This window comes from Gluconacetobacter aggeris, assembly GCF_014174395.1.
Lineage (GTDB): Bacteria > Pseudomonadota > Alphaproteobacteria > Acetobacterales > Acetobacteraceae > Gluconacetobacter > Gluconacetobacter aggeris.
This window is the reverse complement of record NZ_JABEQD010000008.1, coordinates 131,978-147,955: the sequence shown is the minus strand read 5'-3', so window position 1 is coordinate 147,955 and position 15,978 is coordinate 131,978. Positions and strand designations below refer to the sequence as shown.

At 62.4% G+C, this 15,978-nt stretch carries 13 protein-coding genes and 1 pseudogene; 7 read left to right on the top strand and 7 right to left on the bottom strand.

Annotated elements, in window-relative coordinates; all coding sequences use genetic code 11:
• The first annotated feature begins 80 nt into the window (after positions 1-80).
• Both HLH36_RS12605 and HLH36_RS12600 read left to right on the top strand, forming a co-directional pair.
• Positions 81-1,223 carry a glycosyltransferase family 4 protein gene (locus HLH36_RS12605; RefSeq protein WP_220792825.1) on the top strand — a complete coding sequence of 381 codons (1,143 nt, stop codon included), beginning with the start codon at positions 81-83 and terminating at the stop codon, positions 1,221-1,223.
• A 98-nt stretch (positions 1,224-1,321) separates the two neighbouring features.
• The gene (locus tag HLH36_RS12600) at positions 1,322-2,620 is read left to right on the top strand and encodes a hypothetical protein (RefSeq protein WP_182986705.1); all 1,299 of its coding nucleotides are present in this window, start codon (positions 1,322-1,324) and stop codon (positions 2,618-2,620) included.
• Positions 2,621-2,776: 156 nt separating this feature from the next.
• Here HLH36_RS12600 and HLH36_RS12595 read toward each other — a convergent pair whose 3' ends face one another.
• Positions 2,777-3,277 carry a GlcG/HbpS family heme-binding protein gene (locus HLH36_RS12595; RefSeq protein ID WP_182986704.1) on the bottom strand — a complete coding sequence of 167 codons (501 nt, stop codon included), beginning with the start codon at positions 3,275-3,277 and terminating at the stop codon, positions 2,777-2,779.
• Between the two features lie 768 nt (positions 3,278-4,045).
• On the opposite strand from HLH36_RS12595, the gene HLH36_RS12590 reads away from it, so the two are divergent.
• The 3 genes and pseudogenes from HLH36_RS12590 to HLH36_RS20270 form a co-directional block, all read left to right on the top strand.
• The gene (locus HLH36_RS12590; RefSeq protein ID WP_182986703.1) at positions 4,046-5,071 is read left to right on the top strand and encodes a glycosyltransferase family 2 protein; all 1,026 of its coding nucleotides are present in this window, start codon (positions 4,046-4,048) and stop codon (positions 5,069-5,071) included.
• Positions 5,068-6,663 (top strand): hypothetical protein, encoded by a 1,596-nt coding sequence (locus HLH36_RS12585; RefSeq protein ID WP_182986702.1) that lies wholly within the window; start codon positions 5,068-5,070, stop codon positions 6,661-6,663. Before HLH36_RS12590 ends, HLH36_RS12585 begins: the two co-directional genes overlap by 4 nt.
• Positions 6,664-6,741: 78 nt before the next feature.
• Positions 6,742-6,840: pseudogene (locus HLH36_RS20270) on the top strand (IS5/IS1182 family transposase); the annotation flags it as partial.
• Between the two features lie 178 nt (positions 6,841-7,018).
• On the opposite strand, the gene HLH36_RS12580 reads toward HLH36_RS20270, so the two are convergent.
• The 6 genes from HLH36_RS12580 to HLH36_RS12555 all read right to left on the bottom strand — a co-directional run bounded on the left by HLH36_RS12580 (position 7,019) and on the right by HLH36_RS12555 (position 13,332).
• A complete protein-coding gene (locus tag HLH36_RS12580) occupies positions 7,019-7,579 on the bottom strand; it encodes a cytochrome b (RefSeq protein ID WP_182986701.1) in 561 nt (186 codons plus the stop codon).
• A gap of 30 nt (positions 7,580-7,609) precedes the next feature.
• Complete coding sequence (locus HLH36_RS12575; RefSeq protein WP_182986700.1) at positions 7,610-9,955, bottom strand: TonB-dependent receptor; 2,346 nt, start codon at positions 9,953-9,955, stop codon at positions 7,610-7,612.
• Between the two features lie 38 nt (positions 9,956-9,993).
• Positions 9,994-10,749, bottom strand: coding sequence for a hypothetical protein (locus HLH36_RS12570; RefSeq protein WP_182986699.1), 756 nt, complete (start codon positions 10,747-10,749; stop codon positions 9,994-9,996).
• A 65-nt stretch (positions 10,750-10,814) separates the two neighbouring features.
• Positions 10,815-11,864 carry a YncE family protein gene (locus tag HLH36_RS12565; RefSeq protein ID WP_182986698.1) on the bottom strand — a complete coding sequence of 350 codons (1,050 nt, stop codon included), beginning with the start codon at positions 11,862-11,864 and terminating at the stop codon, positions 10,815-10,817.
• A 353-nt stretch (positions 11,865-12,217) separates the two neighbouring features.
• A complete protein-coding gene (locus HLH36_RS12560; protein ID WP_182986697.1) occupies positions 12,218-12,844 on the bottom strand; it encodes a peroxidase-related enzyme in 627 nt (208 codons plus the stop codon).
• On the bottom strand, positions 12,841-13,332 hold the full coding sequence (locus tag HLH36_RS12555) for a hypothetical protein (RefSeq protein ID WP_182986696.1): 492 nt from the start codon (positions 13,330-13,332) through the stop codon (positions 12,841-12,843). Before HLH36_RS12555 ends, HLH36_RS12560 begins: the two co-directional genes overlap by 4 nt.
• Before the next feature lie 130 nt (positions 13,333-13,462).
• Here HLH36_RS12555 and HLH36_RS12550 point away from each other — a divergent pair, with 130 nt between their 5' ends.
• The gene (locus HLH36_RS12550; protein ID WP_182986695.1) at positions 13,463-14,443 is read left to right on the top strand and encodes a LysR family transcriptional regulator; all 981 of its coding nucleotides are present in this window, start codon (positions 13,463-13,465) and stop codon (positions 14,441-14,443) included.
• 9 nt (positions 14,444-14,452) lie between these two features.
• The gene (locus HLH36_RS12545; RefSeq protein ID WP_182986694.1) at positions 14,453-15,967 is read left to right on the top strand and encodes an NAD(P)-binding domain-containing protein; all 1,515 of its coding nucleotides are present in this window, start codon (positions 14,453-14,455) and stop codon (positions 15,965-15,967) included.
• The last annotated feature ends 11 nt before the right edge of the window (positions 15,968-15,978 follow it).

Below are 15,978 nucleotides of genomic sequence, written 5' to 3'. Positions count from 1 at the left end.
GGCGGAGGCTCCGAATGCGTATTGTCTATCTGACGCAATGGTTCGACCCCGAAACGCACGTCATCAAGGGAACGAAATTCGTGCGCGCCTTGCAGTCGGCCGGGCATGAGGTGACAGTGGTGACGGGCTTCCCGAACTATCCCACCGGCCGGCTCTATCCGGGCTACAGGCTGCGGCTGATCCACAAGGAGGTGATAGGCGGCGTGAATGTCGTCAGGCTGCCGCTTTATCCGAGCCACGACTCCTCGTCGCTACGGCGGTCCTTCAACTATCTCTCGTTCTTTCTCTCCGCGCTCGTCTATCTTCTGCTTCGGCGCGCACCTTTCGATATCGCCTACGTGTATCATCCGCCCATCACCGTAGGGCTGGCCGCGGCGGTTGCCGGCCTCTGGCGGCGGCTGCCCTTCATCCTCGACGTGCAGGATCTCTGGCCCGACACGCTCGCGGCCACGGGCATGGCGGGCGGACGGCGCTCCATGCGGCTGGTCGGCTTGCTCTGCCGCTTCGTCTATCGGCGAAGCGATGCCATCGTGGCGCAGTCGGAAGGCATGAAAATCGCGCTGAACGCCCATGGTGTTCCGGCCGACAAGCTCGTCACCATCCGGAACTGGGCGGAGGCCGAGCCTCCGATCAATGAGGGGGAGGCACGGCTCGTGCCGCATCATTTCGTGGTGGTCTATGGGGGCAATCTCGGCCGCGCCCAGGATCTTGGGACGGTGCTGGACGCTGCGGTGCGGTTGCGCGAGCGGAAGCCGGATATCCTGATCCGGCTTTACGGCGGTGGCGTGGAGGCTGAGCCTCTGCGCGCCCGCGCCGAAGCCCTGAGCTTGACGAATGTGGAGTTCCACGGCCCGATCAGCAAGGATGCGATAGGCGCGATTTTCGCCCAGGCCGATGCTTTGCTGGTGCATCTCGCCGACCATCCGCTCTTCGCCATCACGGTCCCGTCGAAGGTGCAGGCCTACCTGGCCATGGGCAGGCCCATCGTCGCGGGCCTGGCGGGAGAGGCGGCACGATTGCTCGTCGAATCCAAAGCCGCGATTGTTGCGCCGCCCGGCGACCCGTGCGCCCTCGCGGAAGCCATCGCATCCCTGGCGGATATGCCCCAGGAAGCGCGCAAGGCCATGGGGCACGCCGGCCACGACTATTATCAGCGCCATTTGTCGTTTCAGTCGGGCGTGCGTCGAACCTTGGGTCTTTTCGACCACGCTCGCCCGACATGATGATTTCGCCTCAATCCCGAATTGCCCGGCGGCTCGCGTGCCCGGCTTTCCTGCCGGTGGTTACGCCCGCCGGCATTCCCCGCCTGCCCCTGTTCCTGGTGCTCGGCTGGATCGCGGCCACGTTTCTGCTGTTCCTGATCTGGCCTATCAATTGGCCGATCTATCATATCGAGGAATGGGAGCGGCTTGTCGCCTACGTCTCGACCTGCCTTCTCGTGATCGGCGCCGCCGCATGGACCGGCTCGAAAGGCCCGACAAGGCTGACCGCGCCTCTGTCTGGGGTTCGGTCGCTGCTCGTCGCCGGCGCCTTGGCCGCGGCTCTGTTACTGACGCCCTCCTGCGTGACCTATACGGGCCGGGGCCCCTGGGAGCTGCTCGACGCCATGAGCGACCAGGGTGCTGCGTACCGGCGGCTGCAAGCCAATCTGGTGTCCACCGCCGGCCATCATAGCGCCATGGCCCTGGCGCGCGCGTTTTTTGCGCCGCTCGTATACGCCGTGCTGCCGCTTGGCATATTGCGCTGGCGCGATATCGGTTGGAGTGGTCGGCTTTCAGTGGCCGTAACCGCCGCCTGCTCGATCGTGTTTTCCCTCATGCGTGGGACGGACAAGGAAATCGCCGATCTGTTCGTGATCGGCGTTTCGGCCATGTTCGTCTTATACGGCCGTGCTTGGGCGGCTGGCCATCGCGGCACGGTCCTCCTGCGCCGCTTCTGGCGCTGGGCCCTGGCGGGGGCGTTGTTCGTGTATGCCGCCCAGGCTCTCTATACCGAGCGCAAGGATCTTCGTCTCAATGCGCGGCATCTGCCGCGCAGCAGCGTCTGCGCGAACGCCACGAATATCTGCGCCGATCTCGCCAATCCCTGGATCACCTGGATGCCGCCTCAGCAGCGCTTCGGCGTCACGCTGTTCATTCTCTCCACCTGCTCCGGTTATTATGGGCTCGACCTCGCGCTGCGGAACCCCTTCGAATCCTCGTTCGGCGTCGGTCATTCTCCGGTGGCGCTCACCATGTATGAAACGCTGACCGGCGACCGCACGCCGCATCTACGCACCTACACGTACCGCAATGGCGAACACGAGTGGCTGGAGGAATATTACTGGTCGACGCTGGTGACATGGATTGCCAACGATGTCGGCTTCCCCGGCGCGGCGCTGGTGCTGGGGCTCATAGGCTATATGTGGGGCATCTGGTGGCGCGAGGCAGCCGCGGGCATGAGCGATCCGGCCGCGATACTGTTCGCGCTCACGACGACCATGATGTTCTATTTCCCGGCCAATAATCAGGTGTTCCTCACCCCCGACGGCTATACGATCTTCGCTGTCTGGACCGCAGTGTGGCTCTGGCATCGCGCGCGTCGGACCGTATCGGTCGCGTTGCCCTGCGAGGCGGAATGAACCAGGCAATCCGGGATAATCCGGGTCGCGGGATATGCAGCCATGGGCCGATGTCGAGAGCATGCACGCCGATCCGCTCCAGCGTCTGCGCCGTTAGAAGCGACGTGGAAGGCATAGCAGGCGTAGAACGGCGGATGGAGAGGGTGATCGACCAAGTCAGTGCTCCATTGCTTCTTTCGAGAACGCCAGGGCGGCGTCTGTCGCAACGCGGACATCGTTTTCCTTCTTGACGCCGGCAACGCCGATGGCACCCACGACCGTATCCCCGACTTTCAGCGGCATGCCGCCGCGCAATGCCATGAATCCAGCGGTGACGAAGGCGGTGCGGCCCTTGTTGGTATTGTCCTCCGTTTCCTCGGATGGACGCTCCAGCAGCGCGGAGGTTCGTGCTTTCCCGAGTGCCAGATCCGGGCTGCCGGCACGGACATTGTCGAAACGATCGAAGGCCATCAGGCCACCAGAGCGGTCGACGATGGCTATGGCGCAAGGGGCGTTGAGTTGCGTCGCGCTACGTATCGCGGCCTGCAGGGCAAACTGCGCGCCAGCGCGGTTGAGCGTGCTGACAGACCGGGCCAGTTGGGCGCCTGCGGCAGGTGCCACGTTCACCCATGTGGTGATGACCGCAATCGTGAGCGCAGGAAGGAATTTCTGCATCATGACTCTTATTCTCCTGCAAGATGAAGGTCAGGAATCTTATTTCCGATACGGCGTAACTGATATCGGGCTGCTGTCATATTTGAAAAAAATAGAGATAAGTGGCAACAGCATGGGACAGAGATATACTTTGGACGACAGGCGTGGGGTGAACAGAAGCGCGTTATGGCACGTGGTCACGAACCGGTCGTGGATCTGCGGTCTTTCTGTTCCACCAGCCACCCCCGAGGGCCCGAAACAGGCCGACCGTATCGGATAGCCGGCCGGATTGTGCCTGGGCCAGGGTTAGGCGCGTCTGCATTTCGGCCTGCCGAGCCATGAGGAGCAGGAGCGTTCCAGCAGGCAGCATGCGTGCCAACACGTGGTTCCTGAGGAGGAATTGGTGAAAGAGGGCGGCGGCGTGGCCGGTCGCCAGACCGACGGTCAGCCATGCATTCCAGGAATGCAGAGTCTCGATCCACCAAATTGTTCCGGATGAAAAAGGGGTGAAGGGGGAGGGGTCATGCGTTTGGGTTAACAACTGCAGCGTTCACGATCCAGCTGCCTGAAGGTCAATCAGATCTCTGGCTCGGTTAGCGCGAGCGCTCGACGGTTCAATGGAGCCTGTGATCGGGCGAGACACGCCGACCCAGAAAGAACGCGTAAAACAACGCCGGCACTCGACCCGCTTCCGATCACCCGGCGCGAACGCGGCGGATTTCGGGGGGTATGAACTGTTGGCCGGCCTCCGGGAACCTACGTTCACAGTACGTTGGACGAGGGCGGTGGAGCATGGGCGCAAATCTTGAAGTCACGCCTGCGACCCGGCGTGACCGGTGCGGCAAATGTCTGTCTGTTATAGCCCCATCCTACAATGAAGCGGCCGTGCTCGACCTGTTCTTCGAGCAGCTAGAGCCGGTGCTCGACGCCTGCGTCACCGCCTATGAAATCATCTGCATCAACGACGGCAGCCGCGATGCGACCCTGCCGATCCTGCTGGCTCACCGTCGACGCAATCCAAGGATCAAGGTGATCGACTTCAGCCGCAACTTCGGCAAGGAGGTTGCCCTCACCGCAGGGCTGGACGCCGCCGAGGGCGACATGATCGTGCCCATGGACGTCGACCTGCAGGATCCGCCGAGCGTGATCTCCGAGTTCGTCGACCGGTGGGAGGACGGCTATGATGTGGTGTACGGCCTGCGCGTCGACCGTAGCCGCGACACCCTGTTCAAGCGATTGACCTCTCGCCTGTTCTATTCGCTTTTCAACAGCTTGAGTACGGTCGATATGCCGGGCGACGTTGGCGATTTCCGTCTGATGGATCGCGAAGTGGTATTGGCCCTGCGGCGGCTGCCGGAGCGGAGCCGCTTCATGAAAGGCCTGTTCGCATGGGTGGGCTTCCGCCAGGTGGCCGTCCCCTATGCGCGGCCTGAACGTGCCGCCGGCAAAACCAGTTGGCGCTACTTGAAGCTGTGGAATTTTGCGTTGGACGGAGTCACCGCCTTTTCCGGCGCCCCGATCCGCGTGTGGAGCTATGTCGGCGGCGGCGCCGCCGCCGCGGCCTTCCTCTGGGCGCTGGTGATCGTGTTGCGGACCTTGATGTTCGGCCGCGACCAGGCCGGCTATCCGTCGCTCGCGGTATTCATCCTCGGCGGGTTCGGCCTGCAAATGCTGGCCATAGGCACGCTCGGCGAATACGTCTCGCGCATCTACCAGGAAGTAAAGCAGCGTCCCCTATACCTGATCCGCAGCCGGTTCGGTTGGGAGCAAGATGCCGATACGGGCCAGAACTATTCCTCTATGAAAAGAGCATCATGACATCGCGCAGCGCCTCCGGCTGGATTCGCCCGGCGGTCGTCTTCACGCTGCTTCTGCTGACCACCCTGGTGCTCACTTGGATCTATTATTGGGCTTTCGCCGAATACCCGGGTAATTCCGATACCGCTGGCGCCTATCTCGCCGCTGCGGATATGGCGGCTGGCAACTGGCGGCTCGAAGGCTGGTGGTGGGGCAGCGACACGTTCTGGACCTCGGACCTCGCCTTCGAGGCGGCGCTGATCGCCTTATTCGGCAACCACCCAATCATCATGATGCTGAGCTCGGCTTTCGACTGGGCCGGGGTGGTCGTGCTGGCGGCCGTGGCGACTGGAGCGGGCGTCTCCCGGTTCCGGTTCGCGCTGCTGCCCGTCGCAGCGATTGTCGCCCTGCCGATCCTGCGCAACAACCCGCCGATGAACCTGATCGTCCTATCCCCCATCCACATCGGAACGATCATCTACATACTTGCCATGTTCCTCCTCGTTCCCATCGCTTCGACGGCGGGCCGCAAGAGCAAAATCGCCACAATCGCGCTCGGCCTTACCACCTTCCTCGCCGTCGCCGGCGATCCGCTGGCGCTCGTCATCGGGGTCGGCGCCATAAGCCTGGTCATGGCCATCGGCCTTCTGAAGCGCAGGGACGGGGGGAAAGCCGTAGTGCTCGCCACCGTCGTGGCGGCCGCCCTCCTCGCCAAATACTTCGTGGCGTGGAACCAGGCTCACGGCGGCATCCGCGTCGCGCCCACCCCTCTGAGCTTCGTTTCGGTCGAAGACCTGCCCCGAAACCTCTCTCTGGCCTTCAACAGCTTTCTCGTGCTGACCGGTACGAATTTCTTCGGCAGGGGCTTGAGCGGCGCGGCCCTCTTTTTGGTGCGGCTCCCCCTGATACTGGCGATGATTTGGGTGCTCTGGACCGCATTCCGCCGTATTGTTCGATACGTCCGCGGAGCGGACGAGGCCCCTGAGCCAACCCTGATCGATCAACTCCTGCTGGCGGGCGCCGTCATCGACATTGTGTCTGCTACCGTCAGTAGTCTACTCGTGAATATCGATACGGCGAGATACTTCATACCGGCCATCATTTTCCTCGCCATACTGATGGGAAGAACCCTGCCGCCCGTCCGATCGGTCGTGGCCTATGGTTGCCTCACCGTTGGCGCGACCATCGCCCTGCTCGGCTATGACTATGCCATGGCGAGACCGGCGCCGACCTTGCTGTATCCGAGACAGCAGGCGTTGGCGGATCTCCTCATTCGACAACATCTCACCGACGGCTACGCCTCATACTGGTCGGCTTCGATCATCACCGTCGGAACGCGCGGCGCAGCGCGCGTGCGCACGGTCGCCGCCTGCACGGACCCCGTTGGTTGCGGGAAGTCGGTGGGCAAGATCGTCCCCGTCTTCCTGATCGGCAACGAGAACTGGTACTCAGGCTTCGGCCGTCGGGATCGCCCCTTCTTCGTGGTGGTCGACAAATTCCCTGTAGCGCAGGCCCTACTGGTGGCCCCCGTCACGGCTACCTTCGGCGCACCCACGCACCGGTTCGAATTGCCCGACTATATAGTCGAGGTTTTTGATCCGGTCGCGCGGTGACATGGTGAAAGGTGCTCGAACCACTAGAGGGTGTTACGTACTTTTGCGACGCTTGGGTCTAATGGAACTGGATGAGCCCTGTTCTGCCCTCGCAGGCCGTATCCGTCTGACGTCAGCGACGAGGAGTGGTCGCTGGTGGTTCCTTATCTCACTCTGATGACCGAGGCTGCACCGCAGGATCTGCGGGCGTTGCTGCGCCTCGCGTCCGGACGGGCGGAGGAACCCACGGCCGCGATCATTGATCATTGATAGCCGTACACTGCGTGACCATGCCCACCAAAGTGCCCTCAGTTTTGAGTGAGGTCTGTGAATTGTCTGGCGTGCTCCCCGAATTTGGGCCATCAAGCGTCGCTGTTCACAACATCCGAGACAGCAACCGGTCACGCCGCACCAGTATATGCCATAAGACTGCCAGGACATGCCCTGCAATCAACGCCAGAAACACATAGGCCACGAGGTGGCTATGCACCATGCTGGCGACATGGACCATAAACATATTGCGCGGCATTGATGCCGACAGGGTCCAGAAGGCAATCCGCGTGGAGGCACCGAACCACGCCCACAGGAACCCGAATATCGGCAGAATCAGCAGAAATGCATAGAATACCGCATGTCCTCCTTGTGCCAGCCGCCCGGTCCCGGGCGCCTTGGCCAGCCCCAGCCGCCATAACGTCAAGGCAAAGACCGTCAGGCCCGCCAGTTCATGGCTCTGCAACCACCATTTCCGAATGTCCGTGCCGTGCGGACTGGCCTCGCGCAGCCAGTTCGACACGAACAGAAAGCCGACCAGAACCACCGTCAACCAATGGACCGCCCGCAATGGGGCGGAATGACGGATGGTTCTCCGCCCCCGCTCGGGCTGTTTCACTCCATCGATCATCGCGTCATCTGGTCCAATGCCAATCCCGTACCGCATGGATCTGTTCCCCTCATGTGGGCTCGGCGGTCAGAAGCCCGTCGCGATCGTGCCGAACATGCCGAAGCCCGAGCCGACGAAATAGGTCGGGTGCCCGCTGGCGTTCCCCGTCACGCTGTTGATGCCCGCGAGATAGTGGTTGTCGCCGATATTGGAGAAATTCAGCTTGAATTCGGGCACACGGAGCGGCCCGATATTTTTGAACCTGTAGCCCAGGCCCAGGTCTGCGATCGTGTAGGCCGGCATTTTCTCGTCATTCATGAAGGTCGAGTATTGCGAGGCGACATGCTTGATGTCGAAATCGGCAAAAAAGGGCCCATGCTCATAGTTCAGCGTAAAGGCGATCTGCCATTTCGGACTGCGGACGGCGCTCTTGCCCCGGGTTGGCAGATACAGGCCGCCCGACGGGATATTATTGTCCTCCGAGGCATGAAGATATTCGCCCGAAACATACGCGCTGAAGCCGTAATAGCGGCGCGTGCCGATTTCGCCGTCGATGCCTCGGTTGGTCTGGCCGCCGCCGCTGACCGTCTGCGTCGGTGCGTTGGGATTGGTCGGGTCGGTGCTGGTGGTGACCTGCCGGTTGGTGATGTTGGCATTGAAGAACGTGACGGTGGCATTGAAGGCGCCAGTGTAACGGTAGCCGATTTCCTCGGCGATCGAATATTCGTCGGGCGGGATGGAGACGGCCTTGCTCTTCGTACCCGATGCGGGGCGCCAGTTCTCGAAGAAACTATTTCCCGGCGGCAGCATGAAATTCGTCGTGCCGTCGACGAAGACCTGATGATGTTCATTGGGCGCCCAGCGGATCTGCACGCGCGGCAGGTGGCGTGTCTCGAACATCGATCCATTGGAGCCACCGGGCAGGTAATTCTGGTACGAGCGGTTGACGAAAACTTCCTTGAAGCCGCCCTCTATCGTCAGGTGGTTTTGAAGAATGGAAATCTTCTCCGAAATATAAAGGGAGTTCAGGAGGGTTGTTTCACTGGCATTCTGCGTGGAGTAGCGGGTGCCATCGCTGAAGACGAACGAGGCCCGGCCCGTCTGGTCCAGCGCAACGCCGTTGGTGCCCACGGGTTGGGTCAGGAAACCGAAGCTGCCATGCTGGTTCTGCACCCAGTAGCCCACCGTGGTGGTGCTGATGCCCCGTTTCATGACGCCGAACATGTTGGCGCCCTCGTACACGTCCCAGATCCGCTGGACCGAGGCGCTGTTGATCCCCTTCGCGGTTTCCGATGGGCCGGACAGCGTTTCATTGTAGCGCCGGTTACCGACATAATTCGGCGACGGGTTGGTCAGTAGTGACGAATCGCCATAACCTTGGCTGATCGCCACATAGGGATTGATCTCGATCCGGTCGCCCCAGCCGGTCGTGACCTGGTTGTGCATCGACAGTTCCAGCGGAACCCAGTCGTAGGGAAGCGTCTTGTAATAATTTGTTGAACCAGGCTTATAGGTTGCCGAATAATTGTTGCTGATCCCATTCTGTTTCCATAGGGCCAGCGTGGGTTTCATATAGGGATATAAAAGCGTGTTGTCATAGGTCAGGCCGATCGACGAAAAGGCACGGTCATTCCAGACTTTCTTGAGCTTGGCATCGACATGACGCCTTTCCAGCCCGCCGGGACCTCGCCAGTTGTTGCCCATGACGTCGGAAAACGAGGCATAGGCACTGACGCCGCTATTGCCGAGTTCGCCCGTATCCAGGCGGATGAATTCGCGATGGGTGTCGTAGCTGCCGTAGGAGGCATCGAAAAAGCCACCGAATCTCTTCGATGGATCGCGCGTCTTCAGCACGAAGGAGCCGCCGACTTCCGAATAGGATGCGTCCTGGATATCCGATGCGCCCTGGGCGAAGCTGATACGTTCGATATTCTCGGAATCGGTCCAGCTCTGGATGTTCGGATTGCCGGTCAGCACGAAATTCAGCGGTACGTCGTCGAGAAGATAGCCGATTTCCGGCTGGTCCAGCCCGCGCGAACTCATATGGATTTCGTTGGACCCGCCCAGTGGCGACCCGCTGGCGACGGTGACGCCGGGAAGCTGGCGGGCAAGCTGAAGCGAGTTCGCGCCCGGGTTCTGCGTGGCGATATAGGCCTGCCCGACCGAACTGATGGATTTCGCGAGCACTTCACGTGCCATCAATCCGCCGCCGGTTACGTTGTGCGACCCCGTAACCGATATGGATTCGGCGGATGCCCGGCTATGTGTCGGTGTCGCATGGCCGCGCCCCGGCGGCACCGGGGGCATGTCGCCGGCGTTCGGCGTGGCGGCATAGGCCGTGCCCCCCCACAACAGGAGCGCAACGGCATTGACGACATGAATGGGGCGGCTGTTCCGTCCAGCCCTGGGAATTCGATCGTTTCGCGCGATCATGGGAAGAACTCCGGTTTTCTGAAAGTGGCAGGTACGCGCTATTTGACGACTGGAACTGCCAGGATGTCGTTACCTTCGGTGTGGAAGGCGTGCGTATGGTCGATCAACGGCTTGAAATTCGGGTCTTTCGCCAGTTCGGCCCGGACCTTTGCCATCTCCGCGTCGCGCCGTCCCAGCGCCGGCAGATCGTGATAATGCAGGAGCAGAAGCTGGTCCCAGCGACTGCCGGAATCATAACGGTTCGTGAACATCTTGTAGCTGACAAGGACCTTGTCGCGGATCCAGCCGTGCATCTGGGGCAGGCCGTAGCCCATGAAGGACTGGTCCCATTTCTTCCAGTTCTCATCGTTGCCGACCGTATAATTGATGATGTAATAGACACCCCGGTCGGGGTCGCCGTCGCCTTCGGCCCAGCGCAGATCCAGCGAATACGTCTCGATCGGCCGGGCCAGGGCCAGGCCGCGCCTGTCCAGGCCGCCGGGGCTGGTCTGTTCGATATCTTGCCATTGTCCGACCTGGCTGTAGGATGGAAATTCCAGCAGCAGCGCCGCGTCCCATGTCTTTTCATCGACATAGGGATTATACAGAATCTGGTAGGCTTTCAGGATGCCGCCTTTTTTCCAGCCGGCCAGGCGGTCCAATTCGTTGCCGCGAAGATACTGGCGAAAAGCGGGCCGGTCAGCCGGATTCGCGCGGTAGAAGATGGCAAGCGTCGTCGGCCCGTCCTGTTGAGGGGCATCGGCGCGGGCCGGCAGGGCCGCCAGGCAGGCCAGGGCAGCGGCCACCCACTTCATGCGTAATATCCTGGTATACATTACGGATTCCTCGGTCTGATGGCCCCAAGCGGGGCGTGCGGGCGCTAGCGGGCAGGGCTGAAGACCAGAACCCGCGCATAATCGGTCGGGAAGCCAAGATGCGGGACGGAGACGAACAACCGGTCGGCCACGGGGTCGAAATAGCTTGTCTTCGCCATGATGGACGTGTCGGTATCGGCATATTTCCGGAACGTGCCGTCGGGCGCATATCGCCATGTTTCGACGAACCCGTCGCCCGACGAAGCGATCAGCCGCCGCCGCCCATTATCCAGCCACAGGCTGTCGATCCAGCCATGGGCGGGCAGTACCGTGGGCGGCGCCTTGTTCGCCAGGTCCAGCGCGACGATCGTGCCGTGCATGGAATCGGTGCGGCAGGCCACGAACAGCCGCCCCCACGGGCGGGCCAGCGCGATCGACATATTCTTGGCGCAGGAAGGCACCTTTCTCTGCCCGGTGACGCGCAAGCTGTGCAGATCGACGATCGCGACCGAGGCCTTCAGGGGCAGGTTCAGGTACAGCGCCCCTCCATCATGGTCGATCACACCCTGCTCGAGGACCGGCGTGTCGAAGACGATGTCGCCGGCCACGCTGTCGCGATCGGTATCGATGACGGTCAGATGGGCGTGCGGATCGCCCGCATCATCGCCGCCATTGGCGACATAGATCCGTCTTTTGTCGCCTGGATCGACGACGATGCCATCGACGCCCGCGCGCAGGGCGATGCTCTTCAGATGCGTGAAATGCGTCCCGTCGAAGATATCGACCTTCCCCGCGCCGTCCGAGACATAAAGCCGATCGGTATCGGCACGGTAGACGACGCCGTGCGGATTGCCGAAGCCGGGGATGGTCGCGATGACCGTCCGCGTTTCGTAATCGCTAACCACGACCTCATGACTGGCCTGCATCGTCGTGAAGACACGATGCCGCTCGGGGTCGGTCGTCACATAATCTGAATATGGGCCGCTTTTGACATCGGGAAAATCCACGGCGCCCTGCGGTTCCCATGCGGCGGTATCGGGCCCGGCGCGGGCCGGGGTCGGGAACGGCCACAGGGTCAATGTAGCAACGGAAAATGCTGCGAATAACGTTTTCATGCCCGCATCCATCGTGAGTTGTTTTACTATATGACTGGTGTGCACAAAATTATTTATAATTACATGTATAATGGAAGATATGATAATATCATTTGTTAATCGTAATGATATAGCCGCGTCGATATGACGTGTCATTCCGTACGGCACTGCCATCGCGTGTGCCCCGCTTGTGTGGGGACGGGGGCGGGCGGACCGGTCGATGACAGTTCTGCATCCTGGCTCATAATCTCATTCCCATATTCTTATGGTCTTACCATTCGGGAATAGCATTATACGACAGGATGAAGTGCGTCCATATAAAATACGTAAGGTTGGTTATAAATATAAATAACGACAAAAAATAGTTAAATAAGCTACCCGGCGGGAGTCGGATCGTCCGGGGTGATCGCCTCGCCCAGCGTGTGCATCAGGCGATTGGCCCAGCCGAAGACGGCGGCCGATAAAACAAGATCGACGATCGCCAGGTCATCCAGGCCGATCGCGTGCAGGCGGTCCATATCGTCCTTGCACAGGTCCGCCGGGCTTTCGGCCACGCGCACGGCAAAGGCGAAGATCGGCTGCCAGTCCGCATCCAGCGTCGCGTCGGGGCCGTCGGCCAGGATCTGTTCGACCAGGTCGCGGCGTTTGGTCAGTTGCAGGAAGCGCGCCGCGTGAATGCTGGCGCAATAGATGCACCGGTTGAAGACGGATGTGCCGATCGCCCCCATTTCGCGTCCGGCGCGCGATAGGCCGCCAGGGGTGGCGTCCGACCCCGTGGGGCGCTGCTGACCGTACATGATGGCATTGAAAAGCGGCGACCGCACGGCCAGCGTTTCCGGGTCATGTGCCAGTGTCAGCACATAATCCGAAACCCTGGTATTGGACGGGGTTATCCGCATGGCTTCGCGCTGCGCGTCCGTGGCGTCGGCCAGGCGGACCGGTCGCACGTAGGGCAGCCAGTCCAGCGGAGCCAGCGTGAATTGATGGACCGGCGTGCTCATTGGGTCTCCTGCAAGGCTGCCAGGCCGAGGCCCAGGCGGGTCTGGTAGTTCACGCAGGCGATCAGTTCGGCCAGTTGAACGATTTCGGTATCGGTCATCCCGGCCTTCTGCAGCGTGACGACATGTTTGCGCGTGGCAAGGCGTGGGGTTTGGGTCACCAGGTCGGCATAGGCGACGATCAGGGACAAGAACGCGTCGTCCGGCGGCGCGCCGTCGGCGATCGCCAGCATCCGCGCGGACGGCCTGACCGCCATCAGGCGATCGCGGTACGATGCCGCCGCCGCGTCGGCGCGGACAAGGCGGGCCATGCGCGTGGCCAGTGCCAGGCGAATGACGCCATCCAGCCGTCCGGGATCGCGTGGCGCGATCACGGCTTCGTTCGCGCGTTCGGACAGGCGTAAGATATCGCCACGTTGCGCGAGCGCGTCGGCCACGGGGCCGGAAAACGCGCGCCCCGCCAGGGTGGAGGCAAAATCCCGAATGGTCATGGCTCTATCGGGCTCCGTAAATTTGTTCTGGGGAATGTATCATGCATAAACGTAATGGCAACATATTTATAATGCCGAAAACGCATTTTATCCTTGCCGCATGCCGGTCGCTCGGCATAGGTTGGCGGCCATGACGGTGGAAACCTTGGATTTCAAGCAGCTCGAGGCATTCTGCGCCGTCATGACGGCGGGAGGGGTCACGGGGGCCGCGCGGTTGCTGCATCGTTCGCAGCCCAACGTGTCGCGCCTGATCCAGGAGCTGGAAAACACCCTTGGCTTCGCGCTGTTCGTGCGCAACGGGCCGCGCATTTCACCGACGGAACATGCCCTGCGTTTCCATCCTGAAGCGGAAAGGCTGGTCAATGTCTTTCATCATGTCCGCGAACGGGCCGAGGCGATCGGCAGCGGGCAGCCGCCATCTTTCGAAATCAGCGCCATTTCCGCGCTGGCCGTCAGCCTGGTTCCCCCGGCGCTGGCTGCCATCCCGCGGGAATTGATGCCCAGGTCGCTGCATGTTCAGGCTGCGGTCGTGGACAGGGTGGCGCAGTCGGTGGCGACCGGGGCGTCGGATTTCGGGCTGGCCAGCTTTCCGGTCAGCTATCCGGGGCTTGGCGTGAAATGGGTGGGCGAGGCTCCGTGCGTGGCGGCATTGCGCCACGACCATCCCCTGGCCGCCAAGCCGCTGATCCCGCTGCGCGCGTTTGCCGACTGCACGCTGATTACCATGTCCAACCCCTTCAAGCTTCGCTACCGCGTGGACCACGTTTTCGAAAAAGAGAGGATCGCGCCTCGCGCGATCGTGGATACCAATACCGGTGCGACCGCGTTGTCGCTGGCGCGCGAGGGGCTGGGGGTTGCGATCGTCGATCCGGCTACTGCGTACGGAATGCCGTTCCGCGACCTGGTGCTGCGTCCGCTGGATGTACGCATTCCGTTTTTCTTCGGGGCCATCGTGGGGGCGTCGCGTGCCCTGCCGCCGGCCCTGAGCGTGTTTTCCGACGCCGTCCTGGCGGCAGCCGAACGGCTTCTTCCCGGTTTCCGCCTGCATCAGACGCTGGGCGCGGACCTGCTGGAAGACGCGCTGTACGGTGAACAACCATTGCAGACATAGAGAATATTCATGACGCACCCGATCGTGGACCCCGAGGCGGACCGGCATGTCGTCCTGTGCGATCCGCCGGAGATTGCCGGCGGATTGTCCCGCCTGGACGCGCGCGTTCGCCAGGACCTGGCCTGGTTGGACCTGCCTGCCGAAAACTGGGTCCCCGGCCGGGTGTCGGACGGGCAGCAGGTGCGCGATGTCGTCGTGATCGGCGGCGGTATGGCCGGTCTGGCGGTTTCGGGCACGCTGATGCGCTACGGCGTGCGCAACCACGTCGTCTATGATCGCGAAGGCGTCGGGGCCGAGGGGCCGTGGCTGGGTTATGCCCGGATGCGGACCCTGCGTTCGCCCAAGAGCTTGCCCGGCCCTTGCCTGGGCGTGCCGTCGCTGACCTTCCGCGCGTGGTACGAGGCACGTTTCGGCGACGAAGCCTGGGCCGCGCTGGTCAGGATTCCGCGCGCGACATGGATGGAGTACCTGGTCTGGCTGCGGCGGGTGCTGGACCTGCCGGTCAGGAACGATAGCGAACTGACCGCCGTCGCGGCGCGCGACGACGGCCTGCTGGCGCTGACCATGCGGCACGCGGGGCACGAGGAACGGGTGCTGTGTCGCCATCTGGTGCTGGCGACGGGGCGTGACGGGCTGGGCGGCGCCTATGTGCCGCCGGCGATCGCCGCCCTGCCGCGCGGACTGTATGCCCATTCGTCCGATCGGATCGACTTCGCGGCGCTGCGGGGACGGCGGGTCGCGGTCGTGGGCGGCGGGGCCTCGGCGATGGACAATGCGGCGACGGCGCTGGAGGCCGGGGCGGCGCGCGTCGATCTGCTGATCCGGCGCAAGGACCTGCCGCGCGTGAACAAATTCACCGGCATCGGCAGTCCCGGCGTGGTGCAGGGTTTTGTCGGGCTGCCGGACGGATGGAAATGGCGGTTTCTGGATTACACGCTGGGGGCGCAAACACCCCCGCCGCGGCCCAGCACGCTGCGGGTGTCGCGGCATGACAATGCGTATTTCCACCTGGGTTGCGCGCTGCAATCGGTGGCCGAACAGGATGGTGCGTTGCGGATCGCGACATCACGCGGCGTTCTGGATACGGATTTCCTGATTGCCGCCACCGGCTTTGTCACCGACATGACGCGCCGGCCGGAATTCGCCGCTTTCGCGGACAAGGTGCGACGATGGGGCGACCGCTTCCGTCCCGATGCCGCCGACATGCCTTCGGGCCGCATCAATGCCGAACTGGCCGGCGCGCCCGACCTGGGGCCGGGATTCGCGTTTCAGGAACGCGAGGAAGGATGCGCCCCTTACCTGCGCCAGATCCATTGTTTCTGTTTTCCGGCGACGCTGTCGCACGGCAAGGTCAGCGGCGACATCCCGGCGATCAGCGACGGGGCCGACCGGCTGGCGCGGCATCTGGCGCAAAGCCTGTTCGTGGCCGACCGGGCCATCCATTATCGCAATCTGCAGGATTTCGCGACGCCCGAGCTGCTGGGCGACGAATGGCGGGACACGCCATTGCCGCAGCCGGCATAAGGTTCCGCGCC